Below are 18,817 nucleotides of genomic sequence, written 5' to 3'. Positions count from 1 at the left end.
TTACGAGGACCTTATTGTGGCCCGTACTACCCCTATCAACCGCTACCGTAACATTGGTATCTGTGCCCACGTCGACGCGGGCAAGACCACCACGACGGAGCGGATTCTGTTCTACACCGGCCTCAGCCATAAGATGGGTGAAGTGCACGACGGCGCGGCGACTACCGACTGGATGGTTCAGGAGCAGGAGCGTGGTATTACCATTACCTCCGCTGCTGTAACTACCTTCTGGCAGGGTTCGCGCGGTCAGTACGACAACTATCGCGTCAACGTTATCGATACTCCCGGTCACGTTGACTTCACCATTGAGGTGGAGCGCTCGCTCCGCGTTCTCGATGGTGCTGTGGTTGTATTTTGTGGGACTTCCGGCGTTGAGCCGCAGTCCGAAACCGTATGGCGTCAGGCCAACAAGTACGGCGTTCCACGTATCGTCTACGTGAACAAGATGGACCGTCAGGGTGCCAACTTCCTGCGCGTAGTCGCTCAGATCAAGCAGCGCCTGGGTCACACTCCTGTTCCGGTCCAGCTTGCAATCGGTGCCGAAGAGAACTTCGAAGGTCAGATCGATCTGATCAAGATGAAGGCTATCTACTGGAACGATGAAGACAAGGGCACCAGCTACCGCGAGGAAGAAATTCCGGCAGAGCTGATGGATCTGGCTGAAGAATATCGCTCGAACATGATCGAGGCTGCGGCCGAGGCCAATGAAGAGCTGATGAACAAGTATCTCGAGGGCGGTGAGCTCACCGTTGAAGAGATCAAGGCCGGTCTGCGTCAGCGCACCATCGCCTGTGAAATCGTTCCTGCGGTCTGCGGTTCGTCGTTCAAGAACAAGGGTGTACCTCTGGTTCTCGATGCCGTTATCGACTTCCTGCCCGCGCCGACCGAGATCCCGCCAATCCAGGGTGTCAACCCGGACAACGAGGAGCAGGTCGATGAGCGTCACGCGACTGATGAAGAGCCTTTCTCTGCGTTGGCATTCAAAATCGCTACCGACCCGTTCGTCGGTACTCTGACCTTCGCTCGCGTCTACTCGGGTGTTCTGTCTTCCGGCGACTCGGTGATGAACTCGGTCAAGGGTAAGAAGGAACGCGTAGGTCGGATGGTGCAGATGCACGCCAACCAGCGTGAAGAAATCAAGGAATGCCGCGCTGGTGATATCGCTGCACTGATCGGTATGAAGGACGTCACTACCGGTGACACTCTCTGCTCGATCGACAAGCCGATCATTCTCGAGCGTATGGATTTCCCGGAGCCGGTAATTTCGGTGGCTGTAGAGCCGAAGACCAAGGCCGACCAGGAGAAGATGGGTATTGCGCTGGGTAAACTGGCTCAGGAAGACCCATCGTTCCGTGTTCAGACCGACGAAGAAACCGGTCAGACCATTATCTCGGGTATGGGCGAGCTGCACCTCGATATCCTTGTCGACCGCATGCGTCGCGAGTTCAATGTCGAGGCGAACATTGGTAAGCCTCAGGTTTCGTATCGCGAAACCATCACCAAAGACAAGGTCGAGATCGAAGGTAAGTTCGTTCGTCAGTCTGGTGGTCGTGGTCAGTTCGGTCATTGCTGGATTCGTTTCTCCACTCCGGATGTGGACGAAAAGGGCAATATCACCGAAGGTCTGGTGTTCACCAATGAAGTGGTAGGTGGTGTGGTTCCGAAGGAATACATCCCCGCGATCCAGAAAGGTATCGAAGAGCAGATGAAGAACGGCGTTGTTGCCGGCTATCCGCTGATCGGCCTGAAGGCGACCGTGTTCGATGGTTCCTACCATGACGTCGACTCCAACGAGATGGCGTTCAAGGTCGCAGCTTCGATGGCTACCAAGCAGCTGGCCAGCAAGGGCGGCGGCAAGGTACTTGAGCCGATCATGAAGGTTGAAGTAGTGACCCCGGAAGATTACATGGGCGATGTGATGGGTGACCTGAACCGTCGTCGCGGTCTGATCCAGGGTATGGAAGACTCGGTCTCCGGCAAGGTTATCCGTGCTGAGGTTCCGCTCGGAGAGATGTTCGGTTATGCAACCGACGTTCGTTCCATGTCTCAGGGTCGCGCGAGCTACTCCATGGAATTCTCCAAATACGCTGAGGCTCCGGCGAATATCGTCGAGACACTCGTTAAAAAACAAGGTTGATTCAGCCCTTTAAGTAAGAGGTTTACTGTCGTGGCTAAGGAAAAATTCGAACGTAACAAACCGCACGTCAACGTCGGCACCATTGGTCACGTCGACCATGGCAAGACCACTCTGACGGCTGCTCTGACTCGCGTGTGCTCCGAGGTATTCGGTTCCGCTCGTGTCGACTTCGACAAGATCGATAGCGCCCCGGAAGAGAAGGCTCGCGGTATTACCATCAACACCGCTCACGTAGAGTACGACTCCAACATTCGTCACTACGCGCACGTTGATTGCCCGGGTCACGCTGACTATGTGAAAAACATGATCACCGGTGCTGCCCAGATGGACGGCGCGATCCTGGTTTGCTCGGCTGCTGACGGCCCCATGCCGCAGACTCGCGAGCACATCCTGCTGTCCCGTCAGGTAGGTGTTCCGTACATTGTCGTGTTCCTGAACAAGGCCGACATGGTTGACGACGCCGAGCTGCTCGAGCTGGTGGAAATGGAAGTGCGTGATTTGCTCAGCACCTACGATTTCCCGGGCGACGACACTCCGATCATCATTGGCTCTGCGCTGATGGCTCTGAACGGTCAAGACGACAACGAGATGGGCACCACTGCCGTCAAGAAGCTGGTCGAGACTCTGGATACTTACATCCCTGAGCCGGTTCGTGCTATCGACAAGCCGTTCCTGATGCCGATCGAAGACGTGTTCTCCATCTCCGGCCGCGGTACTGTTGTGACCGGTCGTGTAGAGCGCGGCATCGTCAAGATCCAGGAAGAGATCGAGATCGTTGGTCTGCGCGACACCACCAAGACCACCTGTACCGGTGTGGAGATGTTCCGCAAGCTGCTCGACGAAGGTCGTGCTGGTGAGAACTGTGGCGTCCTGCTGCGCGGCACCAAGCGTGACGACGTAGAGCGTGGTCAGGTTCTGGCCAAGCCGGGCACCATCAAGCCACACACCAAGTTCGAAGCTGAAGTGTACGTGTTGTCCAAGGAAGAAGGTGGTCGTCACACTCCGTTCTTCAAGGGCTATCGTCCGCAGTTCTACTTCCGTACCACTGACGTGACCGGTTCGTGCGAACTGCCGGAAGGCGTTGAGATGGTAATGCCGGGCGACAACGTGAAAATGGTTGTTACCCTGATCAAGCCGATCGCCATGGAAGACGGCCTGCGCTTCGCAATTCGCGAAGGTGGTCGTACCGTTGGTGCCGGCGTGGTTGCCAAGATCGTCGAGTAATATTTGTCGATGATGAAAAAGGCCCCTTCGGGGGCCTTTTTCTATTGTTGATCATTTATTGACACCCTCTGGGCGCGTCCGTACAATTGCGCCTCCTTTTACCGGGGGTATTGCGCCTGGTAGGGTGGCTACTTGGAGTCTGAGGTCAAAATGCAAAACCAACAAATCCGTATTCGGTTGAAGGCTTTTGACCATCGCCTGATCGATCAATCAACCCAGGAAATCGTGGAAACCGCGAAACGTACTGGTGCTCAGGTGCGTGGTCCGATTCCGCTGCCAACCCGCAAAGAGCGGTTCACTGTGCTGGTTTCTCCGCACGTCAACAAAGACGCGCGCGATCAGTATGAAATTCGAACCCATAAGCGTGTGCTGGATATTGTCCAGCCGACCGACAAGACTGTCGATGCGCTGATGAAGCTCGATCTTGCGGCTGGTGTGGAAGTGCAGATCAGCCTCGGCTAAAACCTGAGAGTTTTAGTCGTGTAACGCTCTGAAATGGGCGGCCATAGCGGGTGAGAGCCCCGTACACTCAAGAGGTTTCAAAATGACTATTGGTGTAGTCGGTCGCAAATGCGGTATGACCCGCGTTTTCACCGAGGATGGTGTCTCTATTCCGGTTACGGTCATCGAGATCGAACCGAATCGCGTCACTCAGTTCAAGAATGAAGAGAGCGATGGCTATCGTGCAGTGCAGGTCACTGTCGGCGAGCGTCGCGCGTCCCGTGTTACCAAGGCTCAGGCCGGTCACTTCGCGAAGGCGAATGTTGCTGCAGGTCGTGGCGTCTGGGAATTCCGCCTTGATGGCGAGGAGTTCCAAGTTGGTGACCAGATCAATGCCGAGATTTTCCAAGCTGGACAAATGGTGGATGTCACCGGTCAGTCCAAGGGTAAAGGCTTTGCCGGTACCATCAAGCGCTGGAACTTCCGTGGTCAGGACAATACCCACGGTAACTCCGTATCCCACCGCGTCCCGGGCTCTATCGGTCAGTGCCAGACTCCAGGTCGTGTATTCAAGGGCAAGAAGATGTCCGGGCACATGGGCGCCGAGCGCGTAACCGTGCAGTCTCTGGAAATCGTGCGTGTCGATGCTGAGCGGAACCTGCTTTTGGTGAAGGGCGCAGTGCCCGGCGCCACTGGTGGTGACGTGCTCGTGCGTCCGGCCGCCAAGGCTCGCGGTTAAGGGGGAGTTCACATGCAATTGAATGTAAATGGCGCACAGGCCATCGAAGTCTCCGATCGCACCTTTGGTGGCGATTACAACGAGACGCTGGTGCACCAGGCAGTTGTCGCCTACATGGCTGGCGGTCGTCAGGGTAGCAAGCAGCAGAAAACCCGTTCCGATGTGTCCGGTGGTGGCAAGCGTCCGTGGCGCCAGAAGGGCACCGGTCGTGCTCGTGCTGGTACCACTCGTGGTCCGATCTGGCGTGGCGGTGGCGTGACTTTCGCTGCTCGTCCGCAAAACCATGAGCAGAAGCTGAACAAGAAGATGTATCGCGCTGCGCTGCGTTCCATTCTTGCTGAGCTGGTCCGCTCCGAGCGTCTTGTTGTCGTAGAAGATTTCGCCGTCGATGCCCCGAAAACCAAGGTGCTTGCTAACAAGCTCAATGGTATGGGTCTGAGCGATGTGCTGATCGTTTCCGATGCTGTCGATCAGAACCTGTACCTGGCTGCACGCAACCTGCCGCATGTAGATGTGCGTGACGTCCAGGGTTCCGATCCGGTCAGCCTGATCGCCTATGACAAGGTGTTGATCACTGTGTCGGCTGTGAAGAAATTCGAGGAGCTGCTGGGATGAACCAGGAACGCGTATTTAAAGTCCTGCTTGGTCCGCACGTCTCTGAGAAGGCTACCGTGCTGGCTGACAGCAAGAAGCAATTTGTTTTCAAGGTTGCTACTGACGCAACCAAGCTGGAAATCAAGAAGGCTGTTGAGAGCCTGTTCGACGTGAAGGTCGCTGCCGTCAACACCCTGAATGTTCAGGGTAAGACCAAGCGTACCGCTCGCGGTCTGGGCAAGCGCAACGACTGGAAGAAGGCGTATATCGCTCTTCAGCCAGGCCAGGATCTCGATTTCTCCGGCAGTGCTGAGTAAGGAAGGGGTGCATCATGGCAATTGTTAAATGCAAACCGACTTCCGCGGGCCGCCGTTTTGTGGTCAAGGTGGTCAATCAGGAGCTGCACAAAGGCGCTCCTTACGCACCGCTGCTCGAGAAGAAGTCGAAGACTGGCGGCCGTAACAACAACGGTCGTATCACCACTCGCCACATCGGTGGTGGTCACAAGCAGCACTATCGTCTGGTCGATTTTCGCCGCAACAAGGATGGCATCCCAGCCATCGTCGAGCGTATCGAATATGACCCGAACCGTACTGCACACATCGCTCTGCTGAAGTATGCCGATGGTGAGCGTCGCTACATCATCGCGCCGAAGGGTGTAAGTGCTGGCGATCAGCTTGTCTCGGGTATCAATGCCCCGATCAAAGCTGGTAATAGTCTGCCGCTGCGCAATATCCCGCTGGGTTCTACCGTCCACGGTGTTGAGCTCAAGCCGGGCAAGGGTGCTCAGATCGCTCGCTCCGCTGGTGCCTCGGCTCAGTTGGTTGCTCGCGAGGGTTCCTATGTGACGCTGCGTCTGCGCTCCGGCGAGATGCGCAAAGTGTTGGCTGAGTGCCGTGCGACGCTGGGCGAAGTCTCGAATTCCGAGCACAGCCTGCGTTCGTTGGGTAAGGCCGGCGCCAAGCGCTGGAAGGGCATTCGTCCTACCGTTCGTGGTGTCGCGATGAACCCGGTCGATCACCCACACGGTGGTGGTGAAGGTCGTACCTCCGGTGGTCGTCATCCGGTGTCGCCATGGGGCTTCCCGACTAAGGGCGCGAAGACCCGCACTAACAAGCGCACCGATAACATGATCGTCCGTCGTCGCAAGTAACTAGAGGGATACGACAGTGCCGCGTTCTCTGAAAAAAGGTCCTTTTATCGATCTTCACCTATTGAAGAAGGTCGAAGTGGCATTGGAAAAGAATGATCGCAAGCCGGTGAAAACCTGGTCGCGTCGTTCGATGATCCTGCCGCAAATGGTCGGTCTGACCATCGCTGTACATAACGGTCGCCAGCATGTTCCGGTCCTCGTGTCCGAAGACATGGTCGGCCATAAACTCGGCGAGTTCGCTGCTACCCGCACCTATCGCGGGCACGTAGCGGACAAGAAAGGCAAGCGCTAAGGGGTAAGGAAAGATGGAAGTAGCCGCTAAGTTGTCGGGCGCTCGCATCTCCGCCCAGAAAGCCCGCCTGGTCGCCGACCAGATCCGCGGGAAGAAGGTGGGCGAAGCGCTCAACCTCCTGGCTTTCAGTAGCAAGAAAGCCGCCGAGATCATGAAAAAAGTGCTGGAGTCGGCCGTTGCCAACGCCGAGCACAACGAAGGCGCTGATGTGGATGACCTCAAAGTCTCCACAGTCTTCGTCAACGAGGGGCGTTCGCTTAAGCGCATCATGCCGCGTGCCAAAGGCCGCGCTGATCGCATCGTCAAGCGGTCTTGCCATATCACTGTCAAGGTTGCGGACAAGTAACGGAGTCGATCAGATGGGTCAGAAAGTACATCCCACTGGCATTCGCCTGGGAATCGTCAAGGAGCACACCTCCGTCTGGTACGCAGACGGCCGTACGTATGCAGACTATCTGCTTGCAGATCTGAACGTGCGTGAGTACCTCCAAGACAAACTAAAAAGCGCGTCCGTAAGCCGTATCGATATCCATCGCCCGGCACAAACCGCACGCATCACCATCCACACCGCTCGTCCCGGCATCGTGATCGGCAAGAAAGGTGAGGATGTTGAAAAGCTGCGTCAGGACCTGACCAAGCAAATGGGTGTGCCTGTGCACATCAACATCGAAGAGATCCGCAAGCCGGAGCTCGACGCCATGCTGGTTGCACAGAGCGTAGCTCAGCAGCTGGAGCGTCGCGTAATGTTCCGTCGCGCCATGAAGCGCGCCGTGCAGAACGCCATGCGTATTGGTGCCAAGGGCATCAAGATCCAGGTCAGTGGTCGTCTAGGTGGGGCTGAAATCGCCCGTACCGAGTGGTATCGCGAAGGTCGTGTGCCTCTGCACACCCTGCGTGCCGATATCGATTACAACACTTACGAAGCGCACACCACTTACGGTGTGATCGGCGTGAAGGTGTGGATCTTCAAAGGCGAAGTGATTGGTGGTCGCCATGAAGAGCTCAAGCCTCAAGCGCCCGCTCCTCGTAAAAAAGCTGCTAAGTAAGGGGTACGCCAAATGTTGCAACCCAAGCGTACAAAATTCCGCAAGCAGATGACCGGCCACAACCGTGGTCTGGCTCAGCGCGGTAGCAAGGTCAGCTTCGGCGAGTTCGCGTTGAAGTCTGTTTCCCGTGGTCGTCTGACCGCGCGCCAGATCGAGGCTGCACGTCGTGCGCTGACTCGTCACGTTAAGCGTGGCGGCAAGATCTGGATCCGCGTGTTCCCCGACAAGCCTGTTACCAAAAAGCCCCTCGAAGTTCGTATGGGTAAAGGTAAGGGTAGCGTCGAGTACTGGGTAGCCCAGATTCAGCCGGGCAAGGTGCTCTACGAGATCGAGGGTGTTTCCGAAGAGCTGGCGCGTGAGGCTTTCGCCCTGGCTGCTGCAAAGCTGCCGCTCGCCACCTCCTTTGTTAAGCGGACGGTGATGTGATGAAAGCGAATGAACTTCGTGAAAAATCCGTTGAGCAGCTGAACGAGCAACTGCTCGAGCTGCTGCGGGACCAGTTCAATCTGCGCATGCAGAAGGCGACTGGCCAGTTGGGGCAGTCTCACCTGCTCTCGCAAGTCAAGCGCGACATCGCTCGCGTCAAGACTGTGCTCAACCAGCAGGCAGGTAAGTGATCATGGCTGAAGCTCAGAAAACCGTCCGTACGCTGACCGGTCGCGTCGTCAGCGACAAGATGGACAAGACCATCACCGTTCTGATCGAGCGTCGCGTTAAGCACCCGATCTACGGTAAATACGTGAAGCGTTCGACCAAGCTGCACGCCCACGACGAAACCAACCAGTGCCGTATCGGCGACAAGGTCACCATCCGCGAGACTCGTCCGCTGGCAAAGACTAAGTCCTGGATGCTGGTTGATGTCGTTGAACGCGCCGTCGAAGTCTAAGGGCTAGGGGTCGGAGAAATTATATGATTCAGACTCAATCCATGCTCGATGTGGCTGATAACAGTGGCGCTCGTCGCGTCATGTGTATCAAGGTGCTCGGCGGTTCCCACCGCCGTTACGCCGGCATCGGCGACATTATCAAGGTAACCGTCAAGGAAGCGATTCCTCGTGGCAAGGTCAAGAAGGGCCAGGTGATGACCGCAGTTGTGGTTCGCACCCGTCACGGCGTTCGTCGTCCCGATGGTTCAATCATTCGCTTCGATGGCAATGCTGCTGTTCTGCTGAACAACAAGCAGGAGCCTATCGGCACCCGTATCTTTGGGCCGGTGACGCGTGAACTTCGTACCGAGAAGTTCATGAAAATCGTCTCGCTCGCCCCTGAAGTGCTGTAAGGAGTAGCCGCATGCAAAAGATTCGTCGCAACGACGAGATCATCGTCATCGCCGGCAAAGACAAGGGCAAGCGCGGTAAGGTGCTCAAGGTTCTCGCTGACGACCGTTTGGTCGTTGGTGGGATCAACCTGGTAAAGCGCCATACCAAGCCGAACCCGATGTCCGGCGTTCAGGGCGGTATCGTCGAGAAGGAGGCGCCTTTGCACGTCTCTAACGTCGCCATTTTCAACGGTGAGACCAACAAGGCAGACCGCGTTGGCTTCAAGGTTGAAGAGGGCAAGAAAATTCGTGTCTTCAAGTCGACCCAGAAGCCGGTTGACGCTTGAGACTGCTAGGTAGATAACCATGGCACGACTAAAAGAAGTTTATCGGAAGGAAATCGCGCCCAAGCTGAAGGAAGAACTTCAGCTCGGCAACGTGATGGAGGTTCCGCGCATTACCAAGATCACCCTTAACATGGGTATCGGCGAAGCGATCGGTGACAAGAAAATCATCGACAACGCAGTTGCCGATCTTGAGAAGATTACCGGCCAGAAGGTCGTAGTGACCCACGCTCGCAAGTCCATCGCAGGCTTTAAGGTTCGCGAAGGCTGGCCGATCGGCGTCAAGGTGACTTTGCGCAGTGATCGTATGTACGAGTTCCTGGATCGCCTGCTTTCTATCTCCCTGCCGCGCGTGCGTGACTTCCGCGGCCTGAATGCCAAGTCCTTCGATGGGCGCGGCAACTACAGCATGGGCGTGAAAGAGCAGATCATCTTCCCGGAGATCGACTACGACAAGATTGATGCCCTTCGTGGTCTGGACATCACTCTGACTACCACTGCTCGGACGGATGATGAAGGACGCGCTCTGCTGCGTGCTTTCAACTTCCCGTTCCGTAACTGATTGGAGTAGGCACATGGCTAAGCAAAGCATGAAGAACCGTGAGCTGAAGCGTCAGCAGACGGTTGCCAAGTTCGCCCAGAAGCGTGCTGCACTGAAGGCCATCATCGCTAGCCCGGAGTCCACTCCGGAGGCGCGTTGGGAAGCTCAGGTAGCTCTGCAGAAGCAGCCTCGCGACGCAAGCGCTGCGCGCCTGCGTAACCGCTGCCGTCTGACCGGGCGTCCGCATGGCGTTTATCGCAAGTTCGGCCTTTCGCGCAACATGCTGCGGCAGGCTGCAATGCGTGGTGACGTGCCAGGTCTGGTCAAGGCCAGCTGGTAATGAAATAGACAGGGCCTTCGGTCCTGTTTGTTTTTGATCAAGCCCCTCATGGGGCTTGATTCGTTTCAGAAGTGTCTCTAGAATGTCCGGCTCGCCCGAGCCTCGCACTGTAGTGCTCGCTCATTCGGTAGGCGACACGAGCCCTTGCGGGCTTATTTTTTTGTATTAGGAGCTAAGCGCCCATGAGTATGCAGGACCCGTTAGCGGACATGCTAACTCGTATCCGTAATGCCCAGATGGCCGAAAAGTCCGTCGTAAGCATGCCGTCTTCCACGTTGAAGGTGGCTGTAGCCAACGTTCTTCAAGGTGAAGGCTATATCGCAGGATACAACGTCAGCAGCGACGCCAAGCCGCAGCTGTCTATCGAGCTGAAGTACTTCGAGGGCCGTCCGGTCATCGAGGAGCTTAAGCGCGTAAGCCGTCCTGGCCTTCGCCAGTACAAATCCGTTGATCAGTTGCCGAAAGTACGCGGCGGTCTGGGTGTTTCGATTGTCTCCACCAACAAAGGTGTGATGACTGATCGGGCCGCTCGCGCTGCTGGCGTTGGCGGCGAAGTGCTCTGCACAGTGTTCTAAGGGGGGATAAGCATGTCTCGCGTTGCTAAGAACCCCGTCAAGCTGCCCGCTGGTGTTGAATTCAACATTTCCGGCCAACAGCTTTCGGTAAAGGGTGCCAAGGGTACTCTGGAACTGAATGTGCACTCGTCTGTGGAAGTAGTCCATGAGGCTGGTGAATTGCGTTTTGCTGCTCGCAATGGCGATCAGCAGACTCGCGCCATGGCCGGTACTACCCGTGCACTGGTCAACAATATGGTGATCGGCGTCAGCCAAGGCTTCGAGCGTAAGCTCCAGCTGGTTGGTGTTGGTTACAAGGCGCAAGCCAAAGGTCAAGTGCTGTCCCTGGCTCTCGGTTTCTCGCATCCGGTGGATTATGAACTGCCGCAAGGCGTTACCGCTGAGACCCCCAGCCAGACCGATATCCTGATCAAGGGTGTCGACAAGCAACTGGTCGGTCAGGTGGCTGCTGAAATCCGCGACTTCCGTCGTCCTGAGCCTTACAAGGGTAAAGGTGTGCGGTACTCGGATGAAGTAGTCCGTCGCAAAGAAGCTAAGAAGAAGTAGGGCATAGCAAATGAGCGTAAAGAAAGAAACTCGTCTGCGTCGCGCTCGCAAGGCACGCCTGAAGATGCGCGAGCTGGAAACCGTACGCCTTTGCGTGTACCGCTCTTCCCAGCACATCTACGCCCAGGTCCTTTCGGCCGACGGCGGCAAGGTCCTGGCCAGCGCCTCGACTCTGGACAAAGAACTGCGTGATGCTGCCACCGGCAATGTCGACGCTGCCAAGAAAGTCGGTCAGCTGGTCGCTGAGCGTGCGAAAGCCGCAGGTGTCACTCAGGTGGCGTTCGACCGTTCTGGCTTCAAGTACCACGGTCGTGTGAAGGCACTGGCTGATGCTGCTCGTGAAGGCGGGCTGGAGTTCTAAGTTATGGCAAATAACGAGCAAAAGCGCGACGAAGGCTACATCGAGAAATTGGTTCAAGTTAACCGCGTCGCAAAAACCGTAAAAGGTGGTCGTATCTTCACCTTCACCGCGCTGACTGTAGTGGGTGATGGCAAAGGTCGCGTAGGTTTCGGTCGCGGTAAGTCCCGTGAAGTACCGGCTGCGATTCAGAAGGCCATGGAGGCGGCTCGCCGCAACATGATCCAGGTTGATCTGAACGGCACTACGCTGCAGTACGCTACCAAAGCCGCCCATGGCGCTTCGAAGATCTACATGCAGCCTGCTTCTGAAGGTACTGGTGTGATCGCTGGTGGTGCTATGCGTGCCATTCTGGAAGTGGCTGGCGTGCAGAACGTCCTGGCTAAGTGCTACGGCTCTACCAACCCGGTGAACGTGGTTCATGCCACCTTCAAGGGATTGAAGGCGATGCAGTCGCCTGAGTCGATTGCTGCCAAGCGCGGCAAGAGCGTCGAGGAGATTTCCTGATCATGGCTAATACCGTAAAGGTCACGCTGATCAAGAGTGTCAGCGGTCGTATCCCTAATCACAAGCTGTGCGTCAAGGGTCTGGGCCTGCGTCGCATTGGTCACACCGTCGAAGTTCAGGATACTCCTGAAAATCGCGGCATGATCAACAAGGCTTATTACATGCTCCGTGTGGAGGGCTAAGCCATGCAACTGAACGATTTGCGTTCTGCGCCGGGTGCCCGTCGCGAAAAGCTGCGTCCGGGTCGTGGTATCGGTAGCGGCCTGGGCAAGACCGGTGGCCGTGGTCACAAAGGTCAGACTTCCCGTTCCGGTGGCAAGATTGCCCCTGGTTTCGAGGGCGGTCAGCAGCCTCTGCATCGTCGTCTGCCGAAGTTCGGCTTCGTTTCGCTGAAAGCCATGGATCGCGCAGAAGTGCGTACCTCCGAGCTGGCCAAGGTGGAAGGTGATGTTGTCACCGTGCAGAGCTTGAAAGATGCCAACATCATCAACCAGAACGTTCAGCGTGTGAAAGTCATGCTGTCGGGCGAGGTTGGTCGTGCGGTCACTCTCAAGGGTATCGCAGCCACCAAAGGTGCGCGTGCGGCTATCGAAGCAGCTGGCGGCAAGTTCGAGGAATAAATGGCTAAGCAAGGTGCTCTCTCCGCGCTGAGTAATGGTGGTCTGTCCGAACTCTGGGCTCGTCTGCGCTTTCTGTTCATGGCGATCATCGTCTACCGGATTGGCGCGCACATCCCCGTTCCCGGGATCAATCCCGATCGGTTGGCCGAGCTGTTTCGTCAGAACGAGGGGACCATCCTTAGCTTGTTCAACATGTTTTCTGGCGGTGCGCTGGAGCGTATGAGCATTTTTGCACTGGGGATCATGCCGTACATTTCGGCGTCGATCATCATGCAGCTCATGACCGCTGTCAGCCCACAGCTGGAGCAGTTGAAGAAAGAAGGTGAGGCCGGACGGCGCAAGATCAGCCAGTACACGCGTTACGGTACGCTGGTCCTAGCGATCGTTCAGGCTGTCGGGATGTCGGTCGGTCTGGCGGGGCAAGGTGTCGCGTTCAGTAATGATTTCGGCTTCTACTTCGTGGCCATCACTACCTTCGTTTCCGGTGCGATGTTCATGATGTGGCTGGGCGAGCAGATCACCGAGCGGGGTGTCGGTAATGGCATTTCGATGCTGATCTTCGCGGGTATTGTCGCCGGCTTGCCGGGCGCGCTAGGCCAGTCGTTCGAGTCGGCTCGTCAAGGCGACATCAATATCATCGCTCTGCTGGCTGTCGGACTGTTGGCTGTTGCAATCATTGGCTTTGTGGTCTTCATCGAGCGTGGGCAGCGTCGCATTGCGGTGCACTACGCTAAGCGTCAGCAGGGTCGTAAGGTCTTCGCTGCGCAGACCAGTCACTTGCCGTTGAAGGTGAATATGGCGGGCGTGATCCCGGCTATTTTTGCCAGCAGCATTTTGCTATTCCCTGCCTCTCTGGGGCAGTGGTTTGGTCAGTCCGAGAACATGGGGTGGTTGGCTGATATTTCCCAGGCGATCGCTCCGGGGCAACCGTTGAATATCCTGCTGTTCAGTGCTGGGATCATTTTCTTCTGCTTCTTCTATACGGCATTGATGTTCAATCCGAAGGATGTTGCAGAGAACCTGAAGAAATCCGGTGCGTTTATTCCCGGGATTCGTCCTGGAGAGCAGTCGGCTCGCTACATCGATGGTGTGCTGACACGTTTGACCATGTTCGGCGCCCTGTACATGACGGCTGTCTGCCTGCTGCCACAGTTTCTTGTGGTTGCGGCCAATGTGCCGTTCTACCTTGGTGGGACCTCGTTGCTGATCGTTGTTGTGGTTGTCATGGACTTTATGTCCCAGGTGCAATCACACCTCATGTCGCACCAGTACGATTCCCTGATGAAGAAAGCCAACCTGAAGGGCTACGGCAGCGGAATGCTCCGCTGAGGTGGTTCGTAAGGTTCTAGGAGTTGGTGATGAAAGTTCGTGCATCGGTTAAAAAGCTGTGCCGTAACTGCAAGATCATCCGTCGCGACGGTGTCGTGCGCGTGATCTGCAGCGCAGAACCGCGTCACAAGCAGCGCCAAGGCTGATTGTGTAAGGCGTATAACCCGGCAGCTAGTGCGCTGCCGGGTTGAATATTTGTTATTACAGCGTTAATATCTCGCGCCCTTTTCTTGGCTTCCGGGGCGTAGGTAGCTGTCAATTGGAGTTTCACTGAATGGCCCGTATTGCAGGCGTAAACATTCCGGATAACAAGCACACTGTTATCTCGCTGACCTACATCTTCGGTGTTGGTCGCACCCGTGCGCAGGAAATCTGCGCCGCTACCGGTGTGAATCCGGCAGCAAAGATCAAGGATCTTTCCGACGAGCAGGTCGAACTGCTGCGTGGCGAAGTTGGCAAGTTCATCGTTGAAGGCGACCTTCGTCGCGAAGTCAACATGAAAATCAAGCGCTTGATGGACCTGGGTTGCTATCGCGGCCTGCGTCATCGTCGTGGTCTGCCGGTGCGCGGTCAGCGTACCAAGACCAACGCTCGTACCCGTAAGGGCCCGCGCAAGCCGATCCGCAAGTAATCGCGTTAGCGAATCGACAGGAATTTAGTCATGGCAAAACCTGCTGCTCGTCCTCGTAAAAAAGTCAAAAAGACAGTGGTTGATGGGATCGCCCACATCCACGCGTCTTTCAACAATACTATCGTGACCATCACCGATCGTCAGGGCAATGCGTTGTCTTGGGCTACCTCCGGTGGTTCCGGTTTCCGCGGCTCGCGTAAGAGCACTCCGTTCGCTGCCCAGATCGCTGCAGAGCGCGCTGGTCAAGCTGCTTTGGAGTACGGCCTGAAGAACCTCGACGTCAACGTCAAGGGTCCGGGTCCGGGTCGTGAGTCCGCCGTGCGTGCTTTGAACGCATGTGGTTATAAAATCGCCAGCATCACCGACGTGACGCCTATCCCGCATAACGGGTGCCGTCCGCCGAAGAAGCGCCGCGTGTAATCAGGAGACAGTGAAGAATGGCTCGTTATATTGGTCCCAAGTGCAAACTGTCTCGTCGTGAAGGCACCGATCTCTTCCTGAAGAGTGGTGCGCGCGCGCTAGAATCTAAGTGCAATATCGAAACGCCCCCAGGTGTTCACGGTCAGCGCCGCGGGCGTCTGTCCGACTACGGCACCCAGCTGCGTGAAAAGCAAAAGGTACGCCGTATCTACGGTGTGCTGGAGCGTCAGTTCAGCGGTTACTACAAGGAAGCCGCTAGCCGTAAGGGCGCTACTGGCGAGAACCTGCTGCAGCTGCTCGAGTGCCGCCTAGACAACGTCGTGTACCGTATGGGCTTCGGCTCGACGCGTGCCGAGTCGCGTCAGTTGGTCTCGCACAAGTCGATCAGCGTCAACGGTCAGACCGTGAACGTCCCGTCGTACCAGGTCAAGGCCGGTGACGTGGTGGAAGTTCGCGAGAAGTGCCGTAACCAGCTGCGTATCGCCCAGGCCCTCGAGCTGTGCGCTCAGCGCGGCCGCGTTGAATGGGTCGAAGTAGATGCCGACAAAAAATCTGGTGTTTTCAAGAATGTTCCGGCTCGCAGTGATCTGTCCGCCGACATTAACGAAAACCTGATTGTCGAGCTCTACTCCAAGTAAGGGCTAGAAAATAGGTGTATCCATGCAGAGTTCGGTAAATGAGTTCCTGACCCCCCGCCATATTGATGTGCAGGTGGTCAGTCCGACCCGTGCCAAGATCACTCTCGAGCCCCTCGAGCGTGGTTTTGGCCACACCCTTGGCAACGCGCTGCGTCGTATTCTGTTGTCCTCCATGCCCGGCTGCGCTGTGGTCGAGGCTGAGATCGACGGTGTGCTCCACGAGTACAGCGCCATCGAGGGCGTGCAGGAAGATGTCATCGAAATCCTGCTAAACCTCAAAGGTATCGCCATCAAGCTGCACGGCCGTGATGAAGTGACCTTGAGCCTGGTGAAGAAGGGCGCGGGCGCTGTTACCGCTGCCGATATCCAGCTGGATCACGATGTCGAAATCGTCAATGGCGATCACCTGATCGCCAACCTGGCGGCCAACGGCTCGATCAACATGAAGCTCAAGGTCGCTCGCGGCCGTGGTTACGAGCCTGCTGATGCGCGTCAGAGCGATGAAGACGAAAGCCGTAGCATCGGTCGTCTGCAGCTCGACGCTACCTTCAGTCCGGTTCGTCGCGTGGCTTACGTGGTCGAGAATGCTCGTGTCGAGCAGCGCACCAACCTGGACAAACTGGTCATTGACCTGGAAACCAACGGCACCCTGGATCCCGAAGAGGCGATCCGTCGTGCAGCGACCATCCTGCAACAGCAGCTGGCTGCGTTCGTCGACCTTAAGGGCGACAGCGAGCCGGTAGTTATCGAGCAGGAAGACGAGATCGATCCGATCCTGTTGCGTCCGGTTGATGACCTGGAGCTGACCGTACGTTCGGCCAACTGCCTGAAAGCGGAAAACATCTATTACATCGGTGACCTGATTCAGCGCACCGAAGTAGAGCTGTTGAAAACGCCGAATCTGGGCAAGAAATCCCTGACTGAAATCAAGGATGTTCTGGCTTCGCGTGGTTTGTCCCTGGGTATGCGTCTGGATAACTGGCCGCCGGCAAGTCTCAAGAAGGACGATAAGGCCACTGCCTGATCGCCCCCAGTAACCGAACTGAACGTTTGGTAAGGAATTTCAATCATGCGTCATCGTAAAAGTGGCCGTCACCTGAGCCGCACCAGCGCCCACCGCAAGGCCATGTTTCAGAACATGGCGGTGTCGCTGTTCGAGCACGAACTGATCAAGACCACCCTGCCCAAGGCGAAAGAGCTGCGTCGTGTCGCTGAGCCTCTGATCACCCTGGCCAAGGAAGACAGCGTCGCCAACCGTCGTCTGGCTTTCGACCGTACCCGTTCGAAAGCTATCGTCGGCAAACTGTTCAACGATTTGGGCAAGCGCTACGCCACCCGTCAGGGCGGTTATCTGCGCATCCTCAAGTGCGGTTTCCGTGCTGGGGATAACGCTCCTATGGCCTACGTCGAGCTGGTGGACCGTCCGGTCACTGGTGAGGTTGAGGCTGCAGCCGAGTAAAATTGGCTGCCGAAAAAAAGAACCGGGCTTAGCCCGGTTTTTTTTGTTTGACTGATTTGCCCAGTCTATTGGCTTTGTTCATTTAATAAATTAGCTCTTTTGTCCTGCCTCGTTAGAATCTCACCAAGCCGAGCTTTTCTACGGAATGTTCAAGGAGAATCATCATGAGCCAGGGCAATACCCTTACTACCGCTAGCGGCGCTCCGATCGCCGACAACCAGAATTCTCGCTCCGCTGGTGCTCGCGGGCCGTTGTTGCTGGATGACTTCCATCTGGTTGAAAAGCTTGCACACTTCAACCGCGAAGTCATTCCAGAGCGCCGCGTACATGCAAAAGGCTCAGGTGCTTACGGCACCCTGACAATCACCGCTGACATCACTCGATATACCCTGGCTAAGCCTTTTCAGACTGTCGGCAAGCAAACGCCCTTGTTTCTGCGGTTCTCCACTGTCGGAGGCGAGCGTGGCTCGGCGGATACCGAGCGTGATCCACGCGGTTTTGCGGTTAAGTTTTACACTGAAGAAGGCAACTGGGATGTGGTGGGCAACAACACCCCGGTGTTCTTCATTCGTGATCCTCTGAAGTTTCCTGACTTCATTCATACGCAGAAACGTGACCCTCGAAGCAACCTGAAAAGCCCGCAAATGATGTGGGACTTCTGGTCCCATTCGCCCGAGGCGTTGCACCAGGTCACCATCCTGTTTTCCGATCGTGGCATCCCTGACGGCTACCGCTTCATGCACGGGTTCGGTAGTCACACGTTCAGTATGCTCAACGCTGCTGGCGAGCGGCACTGGGTGAAGTTTCACTTCAAGAGCATGCAAGGGATCAAGAACTTGCAGCCGGGCGACGCGGCTCGCTTGGCTGGCACGGATCCGGACTACGCCCAGCGCGATCTTTTTCAGGCAATCGAGCAGGGCGAGTTCCCTCGGTGGAAGCTTTGCATTCAGGTGATGACCGAAGGGGAGGCGGCCACCCGCGCCGAAAACCCCTTCGACGTTACCAAGGTATGGTCACAGAAGGACTATCCGTTGATTGAAGTGGGTGTCGTCGAGCTCAATCGTAACCCGCAGAACTATTTTGCAGAGGTCGAGCAGGCTACATTCGCTCCGAGTAATGTTGTGCCGGGCGTCGGCCTGTCACCGGATCGTATGCTTCAGGGGCGGGTGTTTGCCTACGCTGATGCTCAGCGTTACCGGGTCGGTACCAATCACCAGCAGCTCCCGGTTAACGCACCGCGCTGCCCTGCCAGCAACTACCAGCGCGACGGTGCCATGCGTTTCGACGGCAATGGTGGCTCTGCGCCGAACTATGAGCCGAACAGTCACGCCGATGCACCGAAGCAGGTGCCGCGTTATGCAGAACCGGCTCTCGCGCTTTCCGGCGGCGCGGACCGTTATGATCATCGCGTCGACGGCGATTATTTTAGCCAGGCCGGGGCGCTGTTCAGGTTGATGACGGGCGAGCAGCAGCAGTTGCTGATCAACAACATCGTTGGTGCGATGAAGGGCGTATCGCGTGATGTGCAGTTGCGTCAGTTGGGGTACTTCTTCCAGGCCGACGCGGATTACGGTGCGGGTATCGCCCTGGGGCTAGGCGTCCATCCGAGCGAAGTCGCATAACCTG

At 56.5% G+C, this 18,817-nt stretch carries 31 protein-coding genes; all 31 read left to right on the top strand.

Going from position 1 to position 18,817, the window contains the following annotated elements; genetic code table 11:
* Positions 1 to 16 precede the first annotated feature (16 nt).
* The 31 genes from fusA (at position 17) to SM130_RS18235 (ending at position 18,813) form a co-directional block, all read left to right on the top strand.
* On the top strand, positions 17 to 2,137 hold the full coding sequence (fusA, locus tag SM130_RS18385; protein WP_102824656.1) for an elongation factor G: 2,121 nt from the start codon (positions 17 to 19) through the stop codon (positions 2,135 to 2,137).
* Positions 2,138 to 2,167: 30 nt separating this feature from the next.
* Positions 2,168 to 3,361 (top strand): elongation factor Tu, encoded by a 1,194-nt coding sequence (tuf, locus tag SM130_RS18380; RefSeq protein ID WP_015278291.1) that lies wholly within the window; start codon positions 2,168 to 2,170, stop codon positions 3,359 to 3,361.
* Between the two features lie 150 nt (positions 3,362 to 3,511).
* On the top strand, positions 3,512 to 3,823 hold the full coding sequence (rpsJ, locus tag SM130_RS18375) for a 30S ribosomal protein S10 (protein WP_003186070.1): 312 nt from the start codon (positions 3,512 to 3,514) through the stop codon (positions 3,821 to 3,823).
* A gap of 82 nt (positions 3,824 to 3,905) precedes the next feature.
* Positions 3,906 to 4,541, top strand: a complete 636-nt coding sequence (rplC, locus tag SM130_RS18370) for a 50S ribosomal protein L3 (RefSeq protein ID WP_003304073.1) — start codon at positions 3,906 to 3,908, stop codon at positions 4,539 to 4,541.
* A 12-nt stretch (positions 4,542 to 4,553) separates the two neighbouring features.
* A complete protein-coding gene (gene rplD / locus SM130_RS18365; protein ID WP_102824657.1) occupies positions 4,554 to 5,156 on the top strand; it encodes a 50S ribosomal protein L4 in 603 nt (200 codons plus the stop codon).
* Positions 5,153 to 5,452, top strand: coding sequence for a 50S ribosomal protein L23 (rplW, locus tag SM130_RS18360; protein WP_003281842.1), 300 nt, complete (start codon positions 5,153 to 5,155; stop codon positions 5,450 to 5,452). The genes rplD and rplW overlap by 4 nt, the downstream gene beginning before the upstream one ends.
* Positions 5,453 to 5,466: 14 nt before the next feature.
* Positions 5,467 to 6,288 carry a 50S ribosomal protein L2 gene (rplB, locus tag SM130_RS18355; protein ID WP_003281841.1) on the top strand — a complete coding sequence of 274 codons (822 nt, stop codon included), beginning with the start codon at positions 5,467 to 5,469 and terminating at the stop codon, positions 6,286 to 6,288.
* Between the two features lie 16 nt (positions 6,289 to 6,304).
* Positions 6,305 to 6,580: a 30S ribosomal protein S19 gene (rpsS, locus tag SM130_RS18350; RefSeq protein WP_102824658.1), complete on the top strand. Its 276-nt coding sequence runs from the start codon at positions 6,305 to 6,307 to the stop codon at positions 6,578 to 6,580.
* Positions 6,581 to 6,593: 13 nt separating this feature from the next.
* Positions 6,594 to 6,926, top strand: a complete 333-nt coding sequence (rplV, locus tag SM130_RS18345) for a 50S ribosomal protein L22 (RefSeq protein ID WP_003103908.1) — start codon at positions 6,594 to 6,596, stop codon at positions 6,924 to 6,926.
* Positions 6,927 to 6,939: 13 nt separating this feature from the next.
* Entirely contained in the window at positions 6,940 to 7,626 is a 687-nt protein-coding gene (rpsC, locus tag SM130_RS18340) for a 30S ribosomal protein S3 (RefSeq protein ID WP_003289210.1), read from the top strand.
* Between the two features lie 12 nt (positions 7,627 to 7,638).
* A complete protein-coding gene (gene rplP / locus SM130_RS18335) occupies positions 7,639 to 8,052 on the top strand; it encodes a 50S ribosomal protein L16 (RefSeq protein ID WP_003281836.1) in 414 nt (137 codons plus the stop codon).
* A complete protein-coding gene (gene rpmC, locus SM130_RS18330; protein ID WP_003281834.1) occupies positions 8,052 to 8,243 on the top strand; it encodes a 50S ribosomal protein L29 in 192 nt (63 codons plus the stop codon). The genes rplP and rpmC overlap by 1 nt, the downstream gene beginning before the upstream one ends.
* A 2-nt stretch (positions 8,244 to 8,245) precedes the next feature.
* Positions 8,246 to 8,512: a 30S ribosomal protein S17 gene (gene rpsQ, locus SM130_RS18325; RefSeq protein ID WP_003293030.1), complete on the top strand. Its 267-nt coding sequence runs from the start codon at positions 8,246 to 8,248 to the stop codon at positions 8,510 to 8,512.
* Between the two features lie 23 nt (positions 8,513 to 8,535).
* Positions 8,536 to 8,904 (top strand): 50S ribosomal protein L14, encoded by a 369-nt coding sequence (gene rplN / locus SM130_RS18320; RefSeq protein ID WP_003281831.1) that lies wholly within the window; start codon positions 8,536 to 8,538, stop codon positions 8,902 to 8,904.
* A gap of 11 nt (positions 8,905 to 8,915) precedes the next feature.
* Positions 8,916 to 9,230, top strand: a complete 315-nt coding sequence (gene rplX, locus SM130_RS18315) for a 50S ribosomal protein L24 (protein ID WP_003304067.1) — start codon at positions 8,916 to 8,918, stop codon at positions 9,228 to 9,230.
* 19 nt (positions 9,231 to 9,249) lie between these two features.
* A complete protein-coding gene (rplE, locus tag SM130_RS18310; protein WP_102824659.1) occupies positions 9,250 to 9,789 on the top strand; it encodes a 50S ribosomal protein L5 in 540 nt (179 codons plus the stop codon).
* A 13-nt stretch (positions 9,790 to 9,802) separates the two neighbouring features.
* Positions 9,803 to 10,108, top strand: coding sequence for a 30S ribosomal protein S14 (gene rpsN / locus SM130_RS18305; RefSeq protein ID WP_003281826.1), 306 nt, complete (start codon positions 9,803 to 9,805; stop codon positions 10,106 to 10,108).
* Between the two features lie 182 nt (positions 10,109 to 10,290).
* The gene (rpsH, locus tag SM130_RS18300) at positions 10,291 to 10,683 is read left to right on the top strand and encodes a 30S ribosomal protein S8 (protein WP_003281824.1); all 393 of its coding nucleotides are present in this window, start codon (positions 10,291 to 10,293) and stop codon (positions 10,681 to 10,683) included.
* Between the two features lie 12 nt (positions 10,684 to 10,695).
* The gene (gene rplF, locus SM130_RS18295) at positions 10,696 to 11,229 is read left to right on the top strand and encodes a 50S ribosomal protein L6 (RefSeq protein ID WP_102824660.1); all 534 of its coding nucleotides are present in this window, start codon (positions 10,696 to 10,698) and stop codon (positions 11,227 to 11,229) included.
* Positions 11,230 to 11,239: 10 nt separating this feature from the next.
* Positions 11,240 to 11,590, top strand: coding sequence for a 50S ribosomal protein L18 (gene rplR / locus SM130_RS18290; protein WP_003281822.1), 351 nt, complete (start codon positions 11,240 to 11,242; stop codon positions 11,588 to 11,590).
* 3 nt (positions 11,591 to 11,593) lie between these two features.
* The gene (rpsE, locus tag SM130_RS18285; protein WP_003281819.1) at positions 11,594 to 12,094 is read left to right on the top strand and encodes a 30S ribosomal protein S5; all 501 of its coding nucleotides are present in this window, start codon (positions 11,594 to 11,596) and stop codon (positions 12,092 to 12,094) included.
* 2 nt (positions 12,095 to 12,096) lie between these two features.
* On the top strand, positions 12,097 to 12,276 hold the full coding sequence (gene rpmD / locus SM130_RS18280; RefSeq protein ID WP_003281818.1) for a 50S ribosomal protein L30: 180 nt from the start codon (positions 12,097 to 12,099) through the stop codon (positions 12,274 to 12,276).
* Between the two features lie 3 nt (positions 12,277 to 12,279).
* A complete protein-coding gene (rplO, locus tag SM130_RS18275; protein ID WP_038663361.1) occupies positions 12,280 to 12,714 on the top strand; it encodes a 50S ribosomal protein L15 in 435 nt (144 codons plus the stop codon).
* Positions 12,715 to 14,043, top strand: a complete 1,329-nt coding sequence (secY, locus tag SM130_RS18270; protein WP_011911997.1) for a preprotein translocase subunit SecY — start codon at positions 12,715 to 12,717, stop codon at positions 14,041 to 14,043. It abuts the gene before it with no gap.
* 29 nt (positions 14,044 to 14,072) lie between these two features.
* Positions 14,073 to 14,189, top strand: a complete 117-nt coding sequence (gene rpmJ / locus SM130_RS18265) for a 50S ribosomal protein L36 (protein WP_003281814.1) — start codon at positions 14,073 to 14,075, stop codon at positions 14,187 to 14,189.
* 128 nt (positions 14,190 to 14,317) lie between these two features.
* Positions 14,318 to 14,674, top strand: a complete 357-nt coding sequence (gene rpsM / locus SM130_RS18260) for a 30S ribosomal protein S13 (RefSeq protein WP_102824661.1) — start codon at positions 14,318 to 14,320, stop codon at positions 14,672 to 14,674.
* Positions 14,675 to 14,704: 30 nt separating this feature from the next.
* Positions 14,705 to 15,094, top strand: coding sequence for a 30S ribosomal protein S11 (gene rpsK, locus SM130_RS18255; protein WP_003281811.1), 390 nt, complete (start codon positions 14,705 to 14,707; stop codon positions 15,092 to 15,094).
* A gap of 17 nt (positions 15,095 to 15,111) precedes the next feature.
* A complete protein-coding gene (gene rpsD, locus SM130_RS18250) occupies positions 15,112 to 15,732 on the top strand; it encodes a 30S ribosomal protein S4 (RefSeq protein WP_102824662.1) in 621 nt (206 codons plus the stop codon).
* 22 nt (positions 15,733 to 15,754) lie between these two features.
* The gene (locus SM130_RS18245) at positions 15,755 to 16,756 is read left to right on the top strand and encodes a DNA-directed RNA polymerase subunit alpha (RefSeq protein ID WP_102824663.1); all 1,002 of its coding nucleotides are present in this window, start codon (positions 15,755 to 15,757) and stop codon (positions 16,754 to 16,756) included.
* Between the two features lie 45 nt (positions 16,757 to 16,801).
* Entirely contained in the window at positions 16,802 to 17,191 is a 390-nt protein-coding gene (gene rplQ, locus SM130_RS18240) for a 50S ribosomal protein L17 (RefSeq protein WP_102824664.1), read from the top strand.
* Between the two features lie 164 nt (positions 17,192 to 17,355).
* Positions 17,356 to 18,813: a catalase gene (locus SM130_RS18235; RefSeq protein WP_102824665.1), complete on the top strand. Its 1,458-nt coding sequence runs from the start codon at positions 17,356 to 17,358 to the stop codon at positions 18,811 to 18,813.
* Positions 18,814 to 18,817: the final 4 nt, after the last annotated feature.

Origin of the sequence: Stutzerimonas stutzeri (assembly GCF_038561965.1) — a bacterium.
Taxonomy (GTDB): domain Bacteria; phylum Pseudomonadota; class Gammaproteobacteria; order Pseudomonadales; family Pseudomonadaceae; genus Stutzerimonas; species Stutzerimonas stutzeri_AA.
The sequence above is the reverse complement of the archived record's forward strand: the minus strand, read 5'-3'. Positions and strand labels throughout refer to the sequence as shown.